The following is a 15,043-nucleotide window of genomic DNA, read 5'->3' as shown; positions in this document are numbered from 1 at the left end:
GGCAACCATGAGCGATCCTATCCTCTCGGTTCACAACCTCGTCGGCGGCTACGGCAAGATGACGATCCTGAACGGCACCAGTTTCGCCGTGCCGCAGGCGACCATCACCACCATCATCGGCCCGAACGGCGCCGGCAAGTCCACCGTGTTCAAGGCGATCTTCGGCCTGCTGAAGCTGCGCGAGGGCAAGGTCAGCTTTGCCGGCAGCGACGTCACCAATTTGAGCCAGCGCGGACTGCTCAATGCCGGCATCTGCTACGTGCCGCAGGGCCGCAACATCTTTCCCGAGCTGTCGGTGCGGCACAACATCGAGCTCGGCGGCGTCGCCGCCGGCAAGGGCCTCGACCTGCCGAACCGCATCGAGGCGGCCCTCGACCTGTTCCCGGCACTGCGCCGCAAATCGACCCAGCAGGCCTCGACGCTGTCAGGCGGCGAGCAGAAGCAGCTCGAGATCGCCCGCTCGCTGCTGCTCGAACCCAAGCTCGTGCTGATCGACGAGCCCTCGATCGGGCTCTCGCCGCTGATGGTGCAGCAGACCTTCGACATCCTCAAGAGCTTGCGCGACCGCGGCGTCACCATCCTGATGATCGAGCAGAACGCGCGATCGGCGCTGGAGATCTCCGACATCGGCATCGTGCTCGAGCTTGGCCAGACCCGGATGGTCGACGACGCCAAGCGCATTCTGAATGATCCCCGCATCGGACAATTGTTCCTGGGCGGCGCGATGGAGGACAACGCAGCATGACCAAGCGCTCGATCGCGACCGTCTCCCTGTCGGGGGCGCTCGACGAAAAGCTCCGCGCCATCGCCGCCGCCGGCTTCGACGAAGTCGAGATCTTCGAGAACGATCTGCTGTCGTTCGGCGCCGGCCCGCGCGACATCGCCAGGCTCTGCGGCGATCTCAACCTGAAAATCTGCGCGTTCCAGCCGTTCCGCGATTTCGAGGGCATGCCGGAGCCGCAGCGTGCGCGCAACTTCGCGCGCGCCGAGCGTAAATTTGATCTGATGCAGGAGCTCGGCACCGACCTGCTGCTGATCTGCTCCAACGTGTCGCCCGCCTCGCTCGGCGGCATCGACCGCGCCGCGGACGATTTTCGCGAGCTCGGCGAGCACGCGGCCAAGCGGGGCCTTCGTGTCGGCTACGAAGCGCTGGCCTGGGGCCGCCACGTCAACGACTATCGCGACGCCTGGGAGATCGTGCGGCGCGCCGACCACCCCGCCATCGGCGTCATCCTCGACAGCTTTCATGCGCTGGCGCCGGGCTTTCCGGTCCGCGCCATGGCATCGATCCCCGGCGACAAGATCTTCCTGGTGCAGCTCGCGGACGCGCCGAAGCTCGATCTCGACATCCTGTCGTGGAGCCGACACTTCCGCTCCTTCCCCGGCCAGGGCGACCTGCCTGTCGGCGAGTTCATGCAGGCGATCGCGGCGACCGGCTATGCCGGGCCGCTGTCGCTGGAGATCTTCAACGACCAGTTCCGCGCCGGCTCGGCCGCGCAGACCGCGGTCGACGGCCTGCGCTCGCTGATCCTGTTGGAGGACCAGCTCGCGCCGGACTGGCCGAAATTTGCCGCCGAGCCGCTGGCGCCGAAGGCCAAGAGCGGCGGCACGGGATTCATCGAGTTCGCCGTCAACGAGACAAAGGCCGGCGATCTCGCCCGCCTGTTCTCGCAGCTCGGCTTTCGCAAGACCGGCAAGCACCGCAGCAAGGCGGTGGAGCGCTGGTCGCAGGGCAAGGTCGAGATCGTCATCAATTGCGAGACCGACGGCTTCGCGCATTCGCACTACGTCACCCACGGCCCCGGCGTCTGCGCCATCGCGCTCGACGTCGACAATGCGGGACTCGCCATGCAGCGTGCCGAGACGCTGAAGGCGCGCACCTTCTACCAGCCGGTCGGGCCGGGCGAACTCGAGATTCCCGCGATCCACGGCGTCGGCGGCAGCCTACTTTATTTCCTCGATCAGGCCGGCAAGAACTGGGACACCGATTTCGAGCCTGTCGCAAGCGATGCAGGCACGGATGCCCTGCTCGCCGTCGACCACATCGCGCAGTCGATGCCCTATGACGAGATGCTGTCCTGGCTGTTGTTCTACACCGGCATCCTCGACCTGAAGCGGCTGCCGCAGATGGAGATCGCCGATCCCCGGGGGCTCGTGCAGAGCCAGGCCATCATCAACGCCGACCAGAGCCTGCGTTTCGTGCTCAACGGCTCTTCCGCCAACCGCACCCTGCCGGCGCGCTTCATCTCCGAGTTCTTCGGCTCCGGCGTGCAGCACGTCGCGTTCTCGTGCCGGGACATCTTTGCGACGGTAGCCGAGATGCGCAAGCGCGGCGCGGACTTCCTGGATATCCCCGACAACTATTACGACGACATCGAAGCCAAATACGACCTCGCCCCCGAGCTGATGGCGCAGCTGCGCGCCAACCACATCCTCTACGACCGCGAAGGCGACGGCGAGTTCTTCCAGGTCTACACCCACATCTTCGACGAGCGCTTCTTCTTCGAGATCGTCGAGCGCAGGAACTATCAGGGATTTGGCGCGGCAAACGCCGGCATCAGGCTGGCAGCGCAGGCCCGCGAAGTGCGCCCGGCGAGCATGCCGCGGGTGTGATCACCCTCTCCTCTGTGGGAGAGGGGAAAGCTCCACCCACATCGTCATTGCGAGGAGCGAAGCGACGAAGCAATCCAGGATCTCTCCGCGGAAAGATTCTGGATTGCTTCGCTACGCTCGCAATGACGGTGTGGAAACAGCTACGGGCCTAACTGCAACCGTCCTCACGGAAACTACCCCCTCTCCCCGCAAGCGGGGAGAGGGAGAAGCAAGACCTCACTTCATCGCGCACTTGTCGTGGAAGCGATCCTGGTCGTTCTCCACGATGGTGGCGACGGTCTTCAGCGCGAGCTGGCCCTCGGCATCCTTGACCACGTCCTGCAGGTAGAAGCTCTGCACGGGGATGTGGTTGTTGCCGTACTTGAACGCGCCGCGCAGCGACTTGAAGTTGGCCTTCTCCATCTCGGCCTTCATCTCGTCCTTCTTGCTGGTGTCGCCCTTCACCGCGACCACGGCGCTGTTGATGAGCTGGGCCGCGTCATAGGACTGCGCGCCGTAATAGGTCGGGCGCAGGTTGGTGTACTTCTTGCGGTAGTCGGCGACGAAGCGCTTGTTCTGCTCGTTGGGGAGGTCGTTGACCCATTCCTGCGCGCCGGGAACCCCTAACGCGTTCTCCTTCTGCAGCGGCAGCGACAGCTCGTCGACGGTGAAGGCGGTGTAGAGCGGCATCGTGCTCTTCAGGCCGGCCTGCGCATATTGATTGAGGAACTGCACGCCGGCCGCACCGGGGTAGAACACGAAGATCGACTCGGCGCCCGAGGCGCGGGCCTTGGAGAGCTCGGCGGAGAAGTCGAGCTGGCTCGGCCAGACCGTGTATTCCTCGCCCTTGATCTCGCCCTTGAAGGTGCTCTTCACGCCCGCAAGCATGTCCTTGCCGGCCGCGTAGTTCGGCCCGATCAGGAACACGCTCTTGACGCCCTTCTGGTTCATGTAGAGGCCCATGGCGGCGGGCGTCTGGTCGTTCTGCCAGGAGGTCGAGAAAACGTAAGGGCTGCACAGCTCGCCGGCGAGCTGCGACGGACCGGCATTGGCCGAGACCAGGAAGGTCTTGGAATCCACCGCGGTCTTGAGCGAGGCCAGCAGCACGTTCGACCAGATATAGCCGACGATGAAGTCGACCTTGTCGGACTGCACCAGCTTCTCGGTCTTCTGCTTGCCGACATCGGGCTTCTGGCCGTCGTCCTCGTAGATCACCTCGACCGGCTTGCCGCCCATCTTGCGGCCGAGATGGTCGAGCGCGAGCTCGAAGGAGTTGCGCATGTCGTTGCCGATCACGGCGGTCGGGCCGCTGAAGGTCGAGACGAAACCGATCTTGATGGTGTCGCCGGCGAATGCCGGGCTCGCCAGCACCAGCGCCGCAGCGCCCGCCAGCCAGAATGCCGTCCTCATAACCACTCCCCTCCTTATTATTGGTCCCGGAAACGGGGTGATCGCCGCCCCGGGCCTGTCTCTATTGAACGCAAAATCTGTCGAGCCGCCAATGGCTCAGCGCCTGCCCCTGCACCATATTTCGCCCCAATCGGGGATGGCAAGAAATATAATTCTACTCACTTCGGCCAAGCCTGCGGCGCTTTTTCGCGCCGGATCGATACATCAGGCCTATGCGGCGATTGATGACGACTATTGGACCACGGCAGCCAATCCGCACTTAAATGAAGGTGAGCAGCAGCGAGATTCGAGGGTGCATCATGGCCGCCAATCCCCACCGCGTCGTCATCGTCGGAGCCGGCTTCGGCGGCCTCGAGACCACCTACCGCCTCGCGGGCGCGCCGGTCGAGATCACACTGATCGACCGCCGCAACCATCATCTGTTTCAGCCGCTGCTCTACCAGGTCGCGACCGCATCGCTCGCGACCAGCGAGATCGCCTGGCCGATCCGCCATCTCATGCGTGACCGCCGCGAGGTGACGACGCTGTTCGCGACGGTCAGCGGCGTCGATGCCGAGCGGCGCTGCGTGCTGATCGACGACGGCAGCGAGGTGCCGTACGACACGCTGGTGCTGGCCACCGGCGCGCGCCACGCCTATTTCGGCCACGACGAATGGGAGGCATGGGCGCCCGGCCTGAAGACGCTGGAAGACGCGACCACGCTGCGCCGGCACATCCTGGTGGCCTTCGAGCGCGCCGAGCGCGAGACCGATCCGAAGCGGCGCGCCGCGCGCCTGACCTTCGTCATCGTCGGCGCCGGCCCGACCGGCGTCGAGCTCGCCGGCACCATCGCCGAGATGGCGCATCACACCCTGCCCGCCGACTTCCGCAACATCGACACCCACAAGGCACGCGTCGTGCTGATCGAGGCAGGTCCGCGCGTGCTCGCGGGCTTTCCGGACGATCTGTCGGCCTATGCGCAGGCCTCGCTGGAGAAGATCGGCGTCGAGGTCGTGCTGGGACAGGCCGTCACCGAGATCAACCGCGAGGGGGTCGTTTACGGCGGCGAGCTGCTCGAGGCCAAGACACGAATCTGGGCCGCCGGCGTGCGCGCCTCGCCCGCAGCCGAATGGCTGGGCGCGCCCAGCGATCGCGCCGGGCGGGTGCAGGTGGAGGACGATCTCACCATTCCCGGACATCCCGAGATTTTCGCGATCGGCGATACCGTCAACATCAATGCCTGGGACGGCAAGCCGGTGCCCGGCATCGCGCCGGCGGCCAAGCAACAGGGACGCCATGTCGCCGAGACCATCAAGGCGCGACTGCGCGGCGAGAACAAGGGAGCGTTCCGCTACAAGCACTCCGGCAGCCTTGCACAGATCGGCAAGCGGCTCGCTGTGATCGATTTCGGCAAGGTCAAACTGCGCGGCACCATCGCATGGTGGATCTGGGGCATCGCCCACATCTACTTCCTGATCGGCCTGCGCCACCGCCTCAGCGTGGCGCTGAGCTGGCTCTGGATCTACTCCCGGGACCAGCGCGCGGCGAGGTTGATCACGCAGGGCTCGAGCAAGGTGGTGTAAGGGCGGGCTATTGCTCTCGCGGGACGGCACAAAGCACAGCTTGATCGCGGCGTCATACTGAGATCGTCAAGTGGCTGACGACGAAAAAATATCCCCGTCGGCAAGCAGCCTATGGCCTTGAAAGCCGGGATCGCCGTCACCTAATCCGCCGCGCAATTCATAACAGGAGGCATCCATGTTCATCATGGAGCTTGTCGCCGCGCATCCTTATCTGACCATTATCGCTTTTGCCGTACTCGTCTATTTCATTGGAAGCATCCGCGTCGCCAATCAATACGAACGCAGCGTCGTGTTCCGGCTCGGCAAATTCAACCGCACCGCCGGCCCGGGCCTCTACCTGGTCTGGCAGTTTCTCGAATGGCAGACCAAGCTCGATTTGCGCACCATCACCGCGAATGTCGAGCAGCAGGAAGGCATCACGCGCGACAACGTGCCGATCAAGGTCGACGCCGTGGTGTGGTATCGTATCGTCGATCCAGAGCTTGCGGTCATGGAGGTCAAGGCCGTCTCCAACGCAGTCGTGCAAGTCTCGCTGACGACGCTGCGCGCCGTGCTCGGACAGCATACGCTCGATGAGATCCTGAAAGCGCAGGACACCATCGCCGAGGTCATGCAGAAGGCAATCGACACGACCACCGAGCCTTGGGGCGTCAAGGTCGAGCTGGTGCAGATGAAAAGCGTGGAGATTCCGCCAAGCATGCAGCGCGCACTGGCGCAAGAGGCCGAAGCCCTGCGCGAGAAGCGCGCCCGCCTGATCAAGGCCGAAGCCGAGCTCGACGCCGCCGAGCAGCTCCGTCAGGCCGCCGAGGTGATCATGCAGAACCCCGCGGGCCTCGAGCTGCGCCGCATGCAGATGATCACCGAGGTCGGCGCCGAGCAGAACACCATGACACTGGTGATGATGCCGAGCGAGTTCGTCTCGATGGCGAAAGGAATTGCGGACATGGCCGCGAAGCGGTGAAGAGAGCAGCAACTGCTGCTCACCCTCTCCCCGTTCCCCAGGGGAGAGGGTGCAGCGGAGCCCTTCGCTCCCTCTACTTCACCAGCTCGCACCCGCCTTCAGCCAGGGGCCGGAAGGCCTGGTCCGCGGGAATCGTCGAGACCAGCTTGTAATAGTCGTACGGGTATTTCGAATCCTCCGGCTTCTTCACCTCGAACAGGTACATGGGATGCACGACCCGGCCGTCCTGCCGGATCGTGGTGTCGCCGAACAGCTTGTCCTTGCCTTTGAACTTCTTCATCTCGGGCACGGCGTCCTTTGCATTGTCGCTGCCGGTGGCGGCAACCGCGTTGAGATAGGCGAGCGTGGAGGCATAGACGCCAGCCTGGTTTCCGCTCGGCATCTTGCCGTTCATGCCCGGCCGCGCTGCGAAGCGTTTTGCGAAGGCGCGGGTGTCGTCGTTCATGTCCCAGTAGAAGGCTTCCATGAGCTGGAGGCCCTGCGCGACCTTGATGCCCATGCCGTGGACATCGTTGATGAAGAGCAGGAAGGCGACGAGTTTCTGCCCGCTCTGCTGGATGCCGAACTCGGCAGCCTGCTTCACCGCGTTGATGGTGTCGCCGCCGGCATTGGCAAGGCCAATCACCTGCGCCTTCGAGCTCTGGGCCTGCAGCAGGAACGAGGCGAAGTCCGACGTGCCGAGCGGATGCTTCGAGGAGCCCAGCACCTTGCCGCCGTGACCCTCGATGTATTTCTGCGCCTCCGCCTCGATGCCCTTGCCGAGCGCGTAGTCGACCGTGAGGAAATACCAGTCCTTGCCGCCGCGCGACATCATCGCCGCTGCGGTGGTGTTGCCGGTCGCCCAGGCGTCGTTGACCCACTGGATGGTGTTGGGCGAGCAGGCCTTGCCAGTGAGATCGGAGCTTGCGGTGGACGACGCCAGGAAGGTCATGCGGCTGTCGCGCAGCAGCGTGTTGATGGACAGGCCGACCGCCGAGTTCGGCACGTCGACGATGGCATCGACGCCCTCGACGTCGAGCCATTTGCGCGCGATGGCATTGCCGACGTCGGCCTTGTTCTGGTGATCGGCATAGACGATCTCGACCTTGATGCCCTTGCCGCCGCCGTTGAAATCCTCCGCCGCCATGCGCGCGGCCTCGACCGAGCCCATGCCATTGGTGTCCTGGAAGATGCCGGAGATGTCGTTGAGCACGCCGACGCGCACGACGTTGTCCGAGATCTCCGCGCTCGCCGCGCCGGTGACCAGGCTCGCGGCCAGCGCGAGCGTCCATTTCAGATGCTTCATCATTCCCTCCCCTGTTTGTTGGCTGCCGGTCGTTGCCGGCACATCGAAATTCAGACCTGCCGCTCCGGCAGCCGCAGCACCAGCCCGTCGAGTTCGGGCGTGATATGGATCTGGCAGGACAGCCGGCTGTTCGGCAGCCGCTCGGCGGCGGTTCCGTCGAGCAGCGCGTCCTCGTCATCGGCGACAGCCGGCAGGCGCGCGACCCAGCTCTCGTCGACATAGACGTGGCAGGTCGCGCACATGGCATTGCCGCCGCATTCGGCCAGGATGCCGTCGAGGCCGAGACGGGTCGCAGCCTGCATGGCGCTCTCGCCGCCCGAGGTCTCGACGCGGTCGGACTTGCCGTCGGGATGAATGAAGGTGATGGCGGGCATCAAGGCTCCTCGTCAGGCCGGGGTGATGGTGACAGGCAGGCTGTCGAGCCCGCGCAGCGTGTTGTTGAAGCGGCGCTTCGGCTCGCCCGTGATCTCGATCTTCGCGATGCGGCGCGCCAGCGCCGTCAGCATCACCTCGCCTTCGAGGCGCGCGACAAGCTGGCCGACGCACATGTGGATGCCGGAGCCGAAGCCGACATGGCCGGAGGTGCGGCGGGTGATGTCGTAGCTGTCGGGGCTGTCCCAGCGCCTGGGATCGCGATTGGCGGCGGCGAGGAACATCAGCACCTTCTCGCCCTCGCCGATGTGAGCGCCTGACAGCTCTACCTCGCGCGTGGTGGTGCGGAAGAAGGTCTGCACCGGGCTCTCGAAGCGCACCGCCTCCTCGAAGGCGCCGCGCCCCAGCGAGAGATCGTTGCGCAGGCGCTGCCACTGATCGGGAAACCGGGCGAGACAATAGACCGCCGCCCCGATGCCGTTGACGGTGGTGTCGAGACCCGCCGACAGCAGCGAGCGAACCAAGAGCGGCGCCTCGGCGGCCGTGATGGCACCCTCGTCGACCTGCGCGTGAATGCAGGCGCCGAAACCGCCGGGCGCAAGGTTGTCGCGCTGGCATTGCTCGGCGACATAGGCCTGGTGCGGCATCGAGCGTTCGATCGCCTCCTGGCGGAGCTGGTTGGGCGGGCCGAACGCGTTGAACACGACGCTCGCATAGGGAATGAGATGCTCGCGGCCCTCGGCTTTCAGACCAAGCGCATCCGGGAAGATCGACAGCGGATAAGCTTCCGCAAGGTCCGTGATCGCATCGAAACTGCGCTTGTCGATCAGCGCGTCCACCCGCTCCTCGGCCGCCGCCGCAAAGCGGTCGCGCACCTGCTTCATCACGGTCGGCGACAGCACCTTCGACAGCACGGCTCGGGTGCGGGTATGCGCGGGGGGATCGGCCTCCAGGATCAGGCTCGGCGGCCGCCACGGCGTTTCCTTCTTGAAATCGGACAGGCCGACGCCGCGGCTGGAGCAGAAGGTGGCGGGATCGTTCAGCACGGCATGGACCTCGGCATAGCGTGCCACGCCGTAGACCTTCCATTTGTCGAGATAGACCACCGGCCCCGCCTCCCGCAGCCGCTCATGCGTGGGATAGGGGTCGGCGAAAAATGTCATGTCGAAGGGATCGACGTCGAGATGCGGGACGCCCGATACGGCGGAGCCGGGTGCGCTCATTGAAGTCCTCCCTCATTTTGATCTTGTGAAAGGGCGGCGCATGCCCTTAGGTCTGCGGGCACGCCGCGAGTCAGAAACCCGATATGCCGCCGTCTTCGACCAGAGCCCGCCAAAAGCCCGCGCCCACGGATGCGGGACCGACGCTCGATCTCGACCGTTACGTCCCGGCGTTCGTCACCTTCATCGCCAACAAGCTGTCGAACAGCGCCACCGCGTTCTATCAGAAGCAGTTCGGCGTCAACGTGACGGAATGGCGGATCATGTCGCTGCTGGCGATCGAGCCCGGCATTCCGGCCTCGCGCATCTGTCACGTCATCGGCTTCGACAAGGGCCCCGTGAGCCGGACGCTCGCGGGCCTGGAGAAGCGCGGGCTGGTCTCGATCCGCACCGACCCCAACGACGGCCGCACCCATTCGATCTCGCTGACCGCAAGAGGCCGCGCCACGCATGACAAGGTGATCGTGGCGGCGTTCGAGCGCGAGCGGCGACTGCTGTCCTGCCTCAGCAAGGACGAGCGCGAGGTGCTGATCGACCTGCTGCGCCGGCTGCACGAGAATCTCGGCGCCGTGACGGACAGCAGCTACACTTGACGCGCCGCGCCGCGCATGCGTCGCGCCGGCATTGCCGGGCATGCGCCAGCGCTTGCCCGCGGCGCCATTCCTGCCGAGCATCGTTTCCTCCAGGATCGGACGCAGCGGTTCGCCCGCCGTCGTCTCTGTCTGGAACGGTTCGCATAAATTAGTTGCTTAGGCAACAAAAGAATCGGCAGGATATTGCGACAGGATGGCTGGCGTATCGGGGGAGCCCCGTCATTGCGAGGAGCAAAGCGACGAAGCAATCCGGAATCCCTCAGCAGAATGAGACCGGATTGCTTCGCTGCGCTCGCAATGAAGGTATGGAAACAGATGCGCCCAACCAAAGGGCTCTCGCGTCCCGGACGCGCTGCAGCGTGAAGCGCTGCTGCGCAGAGCCGGGACCCATGCGGCTTCGTGCAGTTTGAAGGATGGGCCCCGGCTCTGCAGCGCATCACTTACGTGCTGCGCTGCGTCTGAGGCACGAGACGAGTCAATGCGGCGAGAGGTGCTTTACTCGTTAGAGCCCCACCCACTCCCCCGACGCATCGTCATTCAACCGCGCCACCGCATCCGCCCGTCGCGTCAGCACGGCGCGCTGGTTGATGTAGCCCTTGTCGGTGATCTCGCCGTCGTCCACCGATGGCGGCTCGGCCAGCAGCAGGGCGCGCGTGGCGTGGCCGGAGGAGTTCGCGCCCTGCTGCTTCAGCTTTACCAGGCCCTGCGCGATGGCGCTGCGGACTTTGGCATGGGCCAGCACATCGACCACGGCCGCCGTCTCGGGCAGACCGGTATGGGCGCGGCAGGCGGCAATGTTCGGGAATACGAGGAAGCGCACCTCGTCGCCGCCGTGCCCCGCCACGACGATGTCCTGCGCCAGTGGCGCCAGCGCGGCGATGCCGGCGACACGCAGCGTGCTGACGCTGACCCAGGTGCCGGAATTGAGCTTGAAGTCCTCGGCGACGCGGCCGTCGAAGAACAGCCCGCGCTCCGGCCGCGCGCCATCGGCAAGCTTCACCGCATCGCCGATGAGATAAAATCCCTCCTCGTCGAACGCCTGCTTCGTCAACTCGGGCGCCTTCCAATAGCCCGGCGTGACGTTCGGACCGCGCACGCGCACCTCCAGCTTGTCGCCTGAGGTAACCAGCTTCAGCTCGGTGCCGGGAATCGGCACACCGATATTGCCGGAGCGTTCGGCGAGGAAATGGCAGTCGGTCGCCAGCGGCGAGGTTTCGGTCGAACCCCACGCCGAGACCATCGGCAGCGCACGGCCGACGGTCTCGATGGAAAGCTGCTCGAGCGCATCCCAGAGGTTCTGCGGCAGCGCCGCGCCGGCATAGAAGGCGAATTTCACCTCGCTGAAGAAACGTCGGCGCAACTCCTCGTCGCCGCGCAATGCCGCGATCAGCATGTCGAAGCCGCGCGGCACGTTGAAATAGACCGTCGGCATCACGCTCTTCAGATTGGCGAGCGACGTCGCAAACAGGCCGGGGGCAGGCTTGCCGCCGTCGATGTAGAGCGAGCCGCCGTTGCGCAGCACGAGGTTGAAATTGTGGTTGGCGCCGAAGGTGTGGCTCCAGGGCAGCCAGTCGAGGATGACGAGGTCGCGGTCCTGCGCGAGGAAGGTCCAGGTCTGCGCCTTGGCCTGCTGGCTCGAGGTCAGCATGCGCTGGGTGTTGATGACCGCCTTCGGCGTGCCGGTCGAGCCCGAGGTGAACAGGAATTTTGCGATCGTCTCAGGCGTGACGGCGGCGAAGGCCGATGCGACATCGGGAGTCTCCGGCGTCGCCGCGATGGCGCGGAAAGCGAGCGCATCGGCATCGCCGGCATTGCCGCTGATGATCTGCGCGCTGTGCAGCGGCCTGATCGCAGCGAGCGCCGCCGCGAACGGCTTCGTCGCGGAGACATAGATCGCGCCGGGCTGAAGCAGCGCGATCATGCTTTTCAGCTTGTCGAAATCCCTGGACATCAACGAATAGGCCGGCGAGATCGCGGCCGAGGGCACGCCGACATGCTGGGCGGCGAGCGCAAGCAGCGCGTGATCGATGCTGTTGTCGGAGAGAATGACGACCGGACGCTCCGCGCTGAGCTTCTGCGCCAGAATCCACGACGCGGCCGCACGGACCCGCCGCAAGGCACCCGAATAGGTCATGGTAGCCCAGGGCGCATCGGCACCGTCACGCTCGGCGAGGAAGATCGTATCGGGCGTCTGCCGCGCAAAATGCTCCAGCCAGTCCCCGATGCAGCGCGCGCTCTCGCGCAAGGGTTCGGACGAGCGCAGCACGATGCTGCCATCAGCGCGATGCTCGGCGACGGTTTTCGGCACCGCGAACAGATCTGACGCATCGCCGCGTGGGGCTGACGCCATGGTTTCCTCCTCGCCCGGACGTTCCGGATCGGACGCAGCCTCGTTCCGGGCTGCCTTGGCCATAATGTCGTCCACTGCAATTGTTGTCGTCAACAACAATCTTCCACTCCGGCCGTCGAGGCGCTAGGGTTGCGCGGCAGGAGAGACAAATTGACAGCCACCGCAGCCCAGACGCGACCGCGCAAACGATCCGGCAACGGCACCGCGCGGCCGGCCGATGCCGACGAGATCGGCCTGGACGCCCTGGTCGGCCATGCCGGCTACGCGGTGCGGCGCTTCCAGATCTGGATCTTCCAGGACTTCATCAGGACGTTGGGCGACGTCGACATCCGGCCGACGCAATATTCGGTGCTGACGGTGATCGGCGCCAATCCGGGCCTGTCGCAGATGGCGGTGGCGAAACGCCTCGGCATCGAGCGCGCCCGCCTGGTGCATCTGCTCGACAGCCTCGAGCAGCGCAAATACGTCAAGCGGGTCAAGTCGAAGGCGGACCGGCGCTCGCACGCGCTGCACCTCACCAGCCAGGGCGAGACGGCGCTGGCCAAGTTCAAGCGGTTGGCCGCCGAGCACGAACGGCATGTCGAGGACAGGATCGGCAAGGAGAACCGGGAGCAGCTGCTTCGCATCCTCGCGGGCTTCACCTGATCCCACCTGCCCATGATTTGGGCAGATGCCCCGAACCGGGCGCCGACGCAATAGCCTGCCCGCTGCTCGGCGCATCGCTCAAGCCTATGATCTCACGATAATATCCGGAGCGACCGCGCTGCCCGGATAATGTACACAATGGCACATCGCTTGCTTCAATCCGGGTGAGACCTGTTGCCGGAGTTTTGTGACCATGGGGGCTGAGCAGCCTGAAACGATCGCCGCGATTGTGGCCGCGCATCGCGCGGGAACGATGACGCCGGCCGAGACGATCGCGCGGACCTATCAGCGCATCCGCGACCACAACGACCCCGCCGTGTTCATCAGCCTGCGCGACGAGAAGGACGCCATCGCAGAGGCCGAGAAGCTTGCGGCCCGCACGGACGCCGCCGGCCTGCCGCTCTACGGTGTGCCCGTCGCGGTGAAGGACAATATCGACGCGCTGGGTTTTCCGGCCACCGCGGCCTGCCCGGCCTTCTCCTACACGCCCGCACACGACTCGACCGCGGTGCAGCGCCTGCGCGCGGCCGGCGCCATCATCATCGGCAAGACCAATCTCGACCAGTTCGCAACCGGCCTCGTCGGCGTGCGCTCGCCCTACGGCATCCCGAAGAACTCTATCCGCGAGGACCTCATCCCCGGCGGATCGAGCTCGGGATCGGCGGTCGCGGTCGGCGCGGGGCTGGTGCCGCTGTCGCTCGGCACCGACACCGCCGGCAGCGGCCGCGTGCCGGCGATGCTCAACAACATCGTCGGGCTGAAGCCGAGCCTCGGCATGATCTCGACCGCGGGCCTCGTGCCGGCCTGCCGCACGCTCGACTGCATCTCGGTGTTCGCTCTGACGGTGGACGATGCCGCACTCGCGCTCTCCGTGATGGCCGGCCCCGACCAGGCCGATCCGTTCTCGCGCGACCGGCCGCTTGGCGCGATCACGCCGCTCCCCGCAAACCTGCGCCTGGGCGTGCCGCGCAACGGGCAGCTGATCTTCTTCGGCGACAAGAAGGCGGAAACAGCTTACGCCGATGCGCTGAAGCGCTGGACCGCGCTCGGCGCAGAGCTGGTCGAGTTCGACCTCGAGCCGTTCTACGAGACCGCGCGGCTGCTCTATGAAGGGCCGTGGGTCGCCGAGCGCTATCTCGTGATCAAGGATCTGCTGGCCTCGGCGCCGGATTCGATTCACCCGGTGACGCGCGAGATCACCGCGGCCGGCGCGCGACTGACCGCGGCGGAGACCTTCTCGGCGCTCTATCGCCTGCAGGGCCTGCGCAAGATCGCCGAGCGCACGTTTGCGAACATCGACGCGCTGATACTGCCGACCGCGCCGACGGCCTATACGACGGCGCAGGTGCTGGCCAACCCGATCGAGCTCAACAGCCGGCTCGGCACCTACACCAATTTTGTGAACCTGCTCGACCTCTGCGGCTTGGCGATACCGGCGTCGATGCGCAATGACGGAATTCCCTTCGGCATCACGCTGCTGGCGCCTGCGGGGCGCGATGCAATGCTCGCGAGCATCGGCCGCATCTTCCATGCGGACACGAAGCTGACGCTTGGCGCCAAGGGCGTGACGCAGCCTGCGCTCGCGCCGCTCCCTGCAAGCAGCGGTGATGAAATCCCGATCGCCGTTGTCGGCGCGCATCTCTCCGGCATGGCGTTGAACGGTGAGTTGACCGCGCTGAACGCGAAGCTGATCGAGGCGACGAAGACTGCGCCCGACTATAGGCTCTACGCCCTCAAGACCACACCGCCGAAGCCCGGCCTGCTGCGCGTTGCGGCGGGCACGGGCGCGTCGATCGAGTTGGAGATCTGGTCGCTGTCGTCGGCGGCGTTCGGCAAGTTCGTAAATGCGATCCCGGCGCCGATGGCAATCGGGACGCTCCGGCTTGCGGATGGGCGGGGCGTGAAGGGGTTTCTCGTCGAGCCCGAGGTGCTGGGCGAAGCGCGCGAGATCACCGTGTTTGGGGGCTGGCGGAAGTTCATGGCGGAGGGTGCGAAGACGTAGGTCTCGTAGGGTGGGCAAAGCGAAGCGTGCCCACGATCTCTATCCATCACG

The 15,043-nt window shown here is 65.5% G+C and carries 12 protein-coding genes; 7 read left to right on the top strand and 5 right to left on the bottom strand.

Annotation, left to right across the window (positions count from 1 at the left end; translation table 11 throughout):
- The first annotated feature begins 7 nt into the window (after window positions 1-7).
- Together A7X65_RS15925 and A7X65_RS15920 are read left to right on the top strand one after the other, a co-directional pair.
- The gene (locus tag A7X65_RS15925) at window positions 8-745 is read left to right on the top strand and encodes an ABC transporter ATP-binding protein (protein ID WP_063686334.1); all 738 of its coding nucleotides are present in this window, start codon (window positions 8-10) and stop codon (window positions 743-745) included.
- Window positions 742-2,613: a bifunctional sugar phosphate isomerase/epimerase/4-hydroxyphenylpyruvate dioxygenase family protein gene (locus tag A7X65_RS15920; protein WP_063686333.1), complete on the top strand. Its 1,872-nt coding sequence runs from the start codon at window positions 742-744 to the stop codon at window positions 2,611-2,613. Before A7X65_RS15925 ends, A7X65_RS15920 begins: the two co-directional genes overlap by 4 nt.
- A gap of 216 nt (window positions 2,614-2,829) precedes the next feature.
- Here the strand turns inward: A7X65_RS15920 and A7X65_RS15915 are convergent, their stop codons facing one another.
- Complete coding sequence (locus tag A7X65_RS15915; RefSeq protein WP_063686332.1) at window positions 2,830-4,002, bottom strand: ABC transporter substrate-binding protein; 1,173 nt, start codon at window positions 4,000-4,002, stop codon at window positions 2,830-2,832.
- A 299-nt stretch (window positions 4,003-4,301) separates the two neighbouring features.
- On the opposite strand from A7X65_RS15915, the gene A7X65_RS15910 reads away from it, so the two are divergent.
- A complete protein-coding gene (locus A7X65_RS15910; RefSeq protein WP_063686331.1) occupies window positions 4,302-5,564 on the top strand; it encodes an NAD(P)/FAD-dependent oxidoreductase in 1,263 nt (420 codons plus the stop codon).
- A gap of 175 nt (window positions 5,565-5,739) precedes the next feature.
- Window positions 5,740-6,525 carry an SPFH domain-containing protein gene (locus tag A7X65_RS15905; RefSeq protein WP_245323570.1) on the top strand — a complete coding sequence of 262 codons (786 nt, stop codon included), beginning with the start codon at window positions 5,740-5,742 and terminating at the stop codon, window positions 6,523-6,525.
- Between the two features lie 73 nt (window positions 6,526-6,598).
- Here the strand turns inward: A7X65_RS15905 and A7X65_RS15900 are convergent, their stop codons facing one another.
- From A7X65_RS15900 to A7X65_RS15890, 3 genes are read right to left on the bottom strand one after another with little or no spacing between them, the layout of a single operon-like run.
- On the bottom strand, window positions 6,599-7,810 hold the full coding sequence (locus A7X65_RS15900; protein WP_063687721.1) for an ABC transporter substrate-binding protein: 1,212 nt from the start codon (window positions 7,808-7,810) through the stop codon (window positions 6,599-6,601).
- Between the two features lie 50 nt (window positions 7,811-7,860).
- Window positions 7,861-8,184 (bottom strand): 2Fe-2S iron-sulfur cluster-binding protein, encoded by a 324-nt coding sequence (locus tag A7X65_RS15895; protein ID WP_063686330.1) that lies wholly within the window; start codon window positions 8,182-8,184, stop codon window positions 7,861-7,863.
- A gap of 12 nt (window positions 8,185-8,196) precedes the next feature.
- Window positions 8,197-9,405, bottom strand: coding sequence for a cytochrome P450 (locus A7X65_RS15890; RefSeq protein WP_063686329.1), 1,209 nt, complete (start codon window positions 9,403-9,405; stop codon window positions 8,197-8,199).
- Between the two features lie 83 nt (window positions 9,406-9,488).
- On the opposite strand from A7X65_RS15890, the gene A7X65_RS15885 reads away from it, so the two are divergent.
- The gene (locus A7X65_RS15885; protein ID WP_063686328.1) at window positions 9,489-9,995 is read left to right on the top strand and encodes a MarR family winged helix-turn-helix transcriptional regulator; all 507 of its coding nucleotides are present in this window, start codon (window positions 9,489-9,491) and stop codon (window positions 9,993-9,995) included.
- 502 nt (window positions 9,996-10,497) lie between these two features.
- Here A7X65_RS15885 and A7X65_RS15880 read toward each other — a convergent pair.
- On the bottom strand, window positions 10,498-12,345 hold the full coding sequence (locus tag A7X65_RS15880) for a feruloyl-CoA synthase (RefSeq protein WP_063687720.1): 1,848 nt from the start codon (window positions 12,343-12,345) through the stop codon (window positions 10,498-10,500).
- 150 nt (window positions 12,346-12,495) lie between these two features.
- Between A7X65_RS15880 and A7X65_RS15875 the strand changes: the two genes are divergently transcribed.
- On the top strand, window positions 12,496-12,990 hold the full coding sequence (locus A7X65_RS15875) for a MarR family winged helix-turn-helix transcriptional regulator (RefSeq protein ID WP_063686326.1): 495 nt from the start codon (window positions 12,496-12,498) through the stop codon (window positions 12,988-12,990).
- 193 nt (window positions 12,991-13,183) lie between these two features.
- A complete protein-coding gene (gene atzF / locus A7X65_RS15870) occupies window positions 13,184-14,992 on the top strand; it encodes an allophanate hydrolase (RefSeq protein ID WP_063686324.1) in 1,809 nt (602 codons plus the stop codon).
- The last annotated feature ends 51 nt before the right edge of the window (window positions 14,993-15,043 follow it).

This window comes from Bradyrhizobium stylosanthis, assembly GCF_001641335.1.
Taxonomy (GTDB): domain Bacteria; phylum Pseudomonadota; class Alphaproteobacteria; order Rhizobiales; family Xanthobacteraceae; genus Bradyrhizobium; species Bradyrhizobium stylosanthis.
This window is presented reverse-complemented; position numbering and strand designations above follow the sequence as displayed.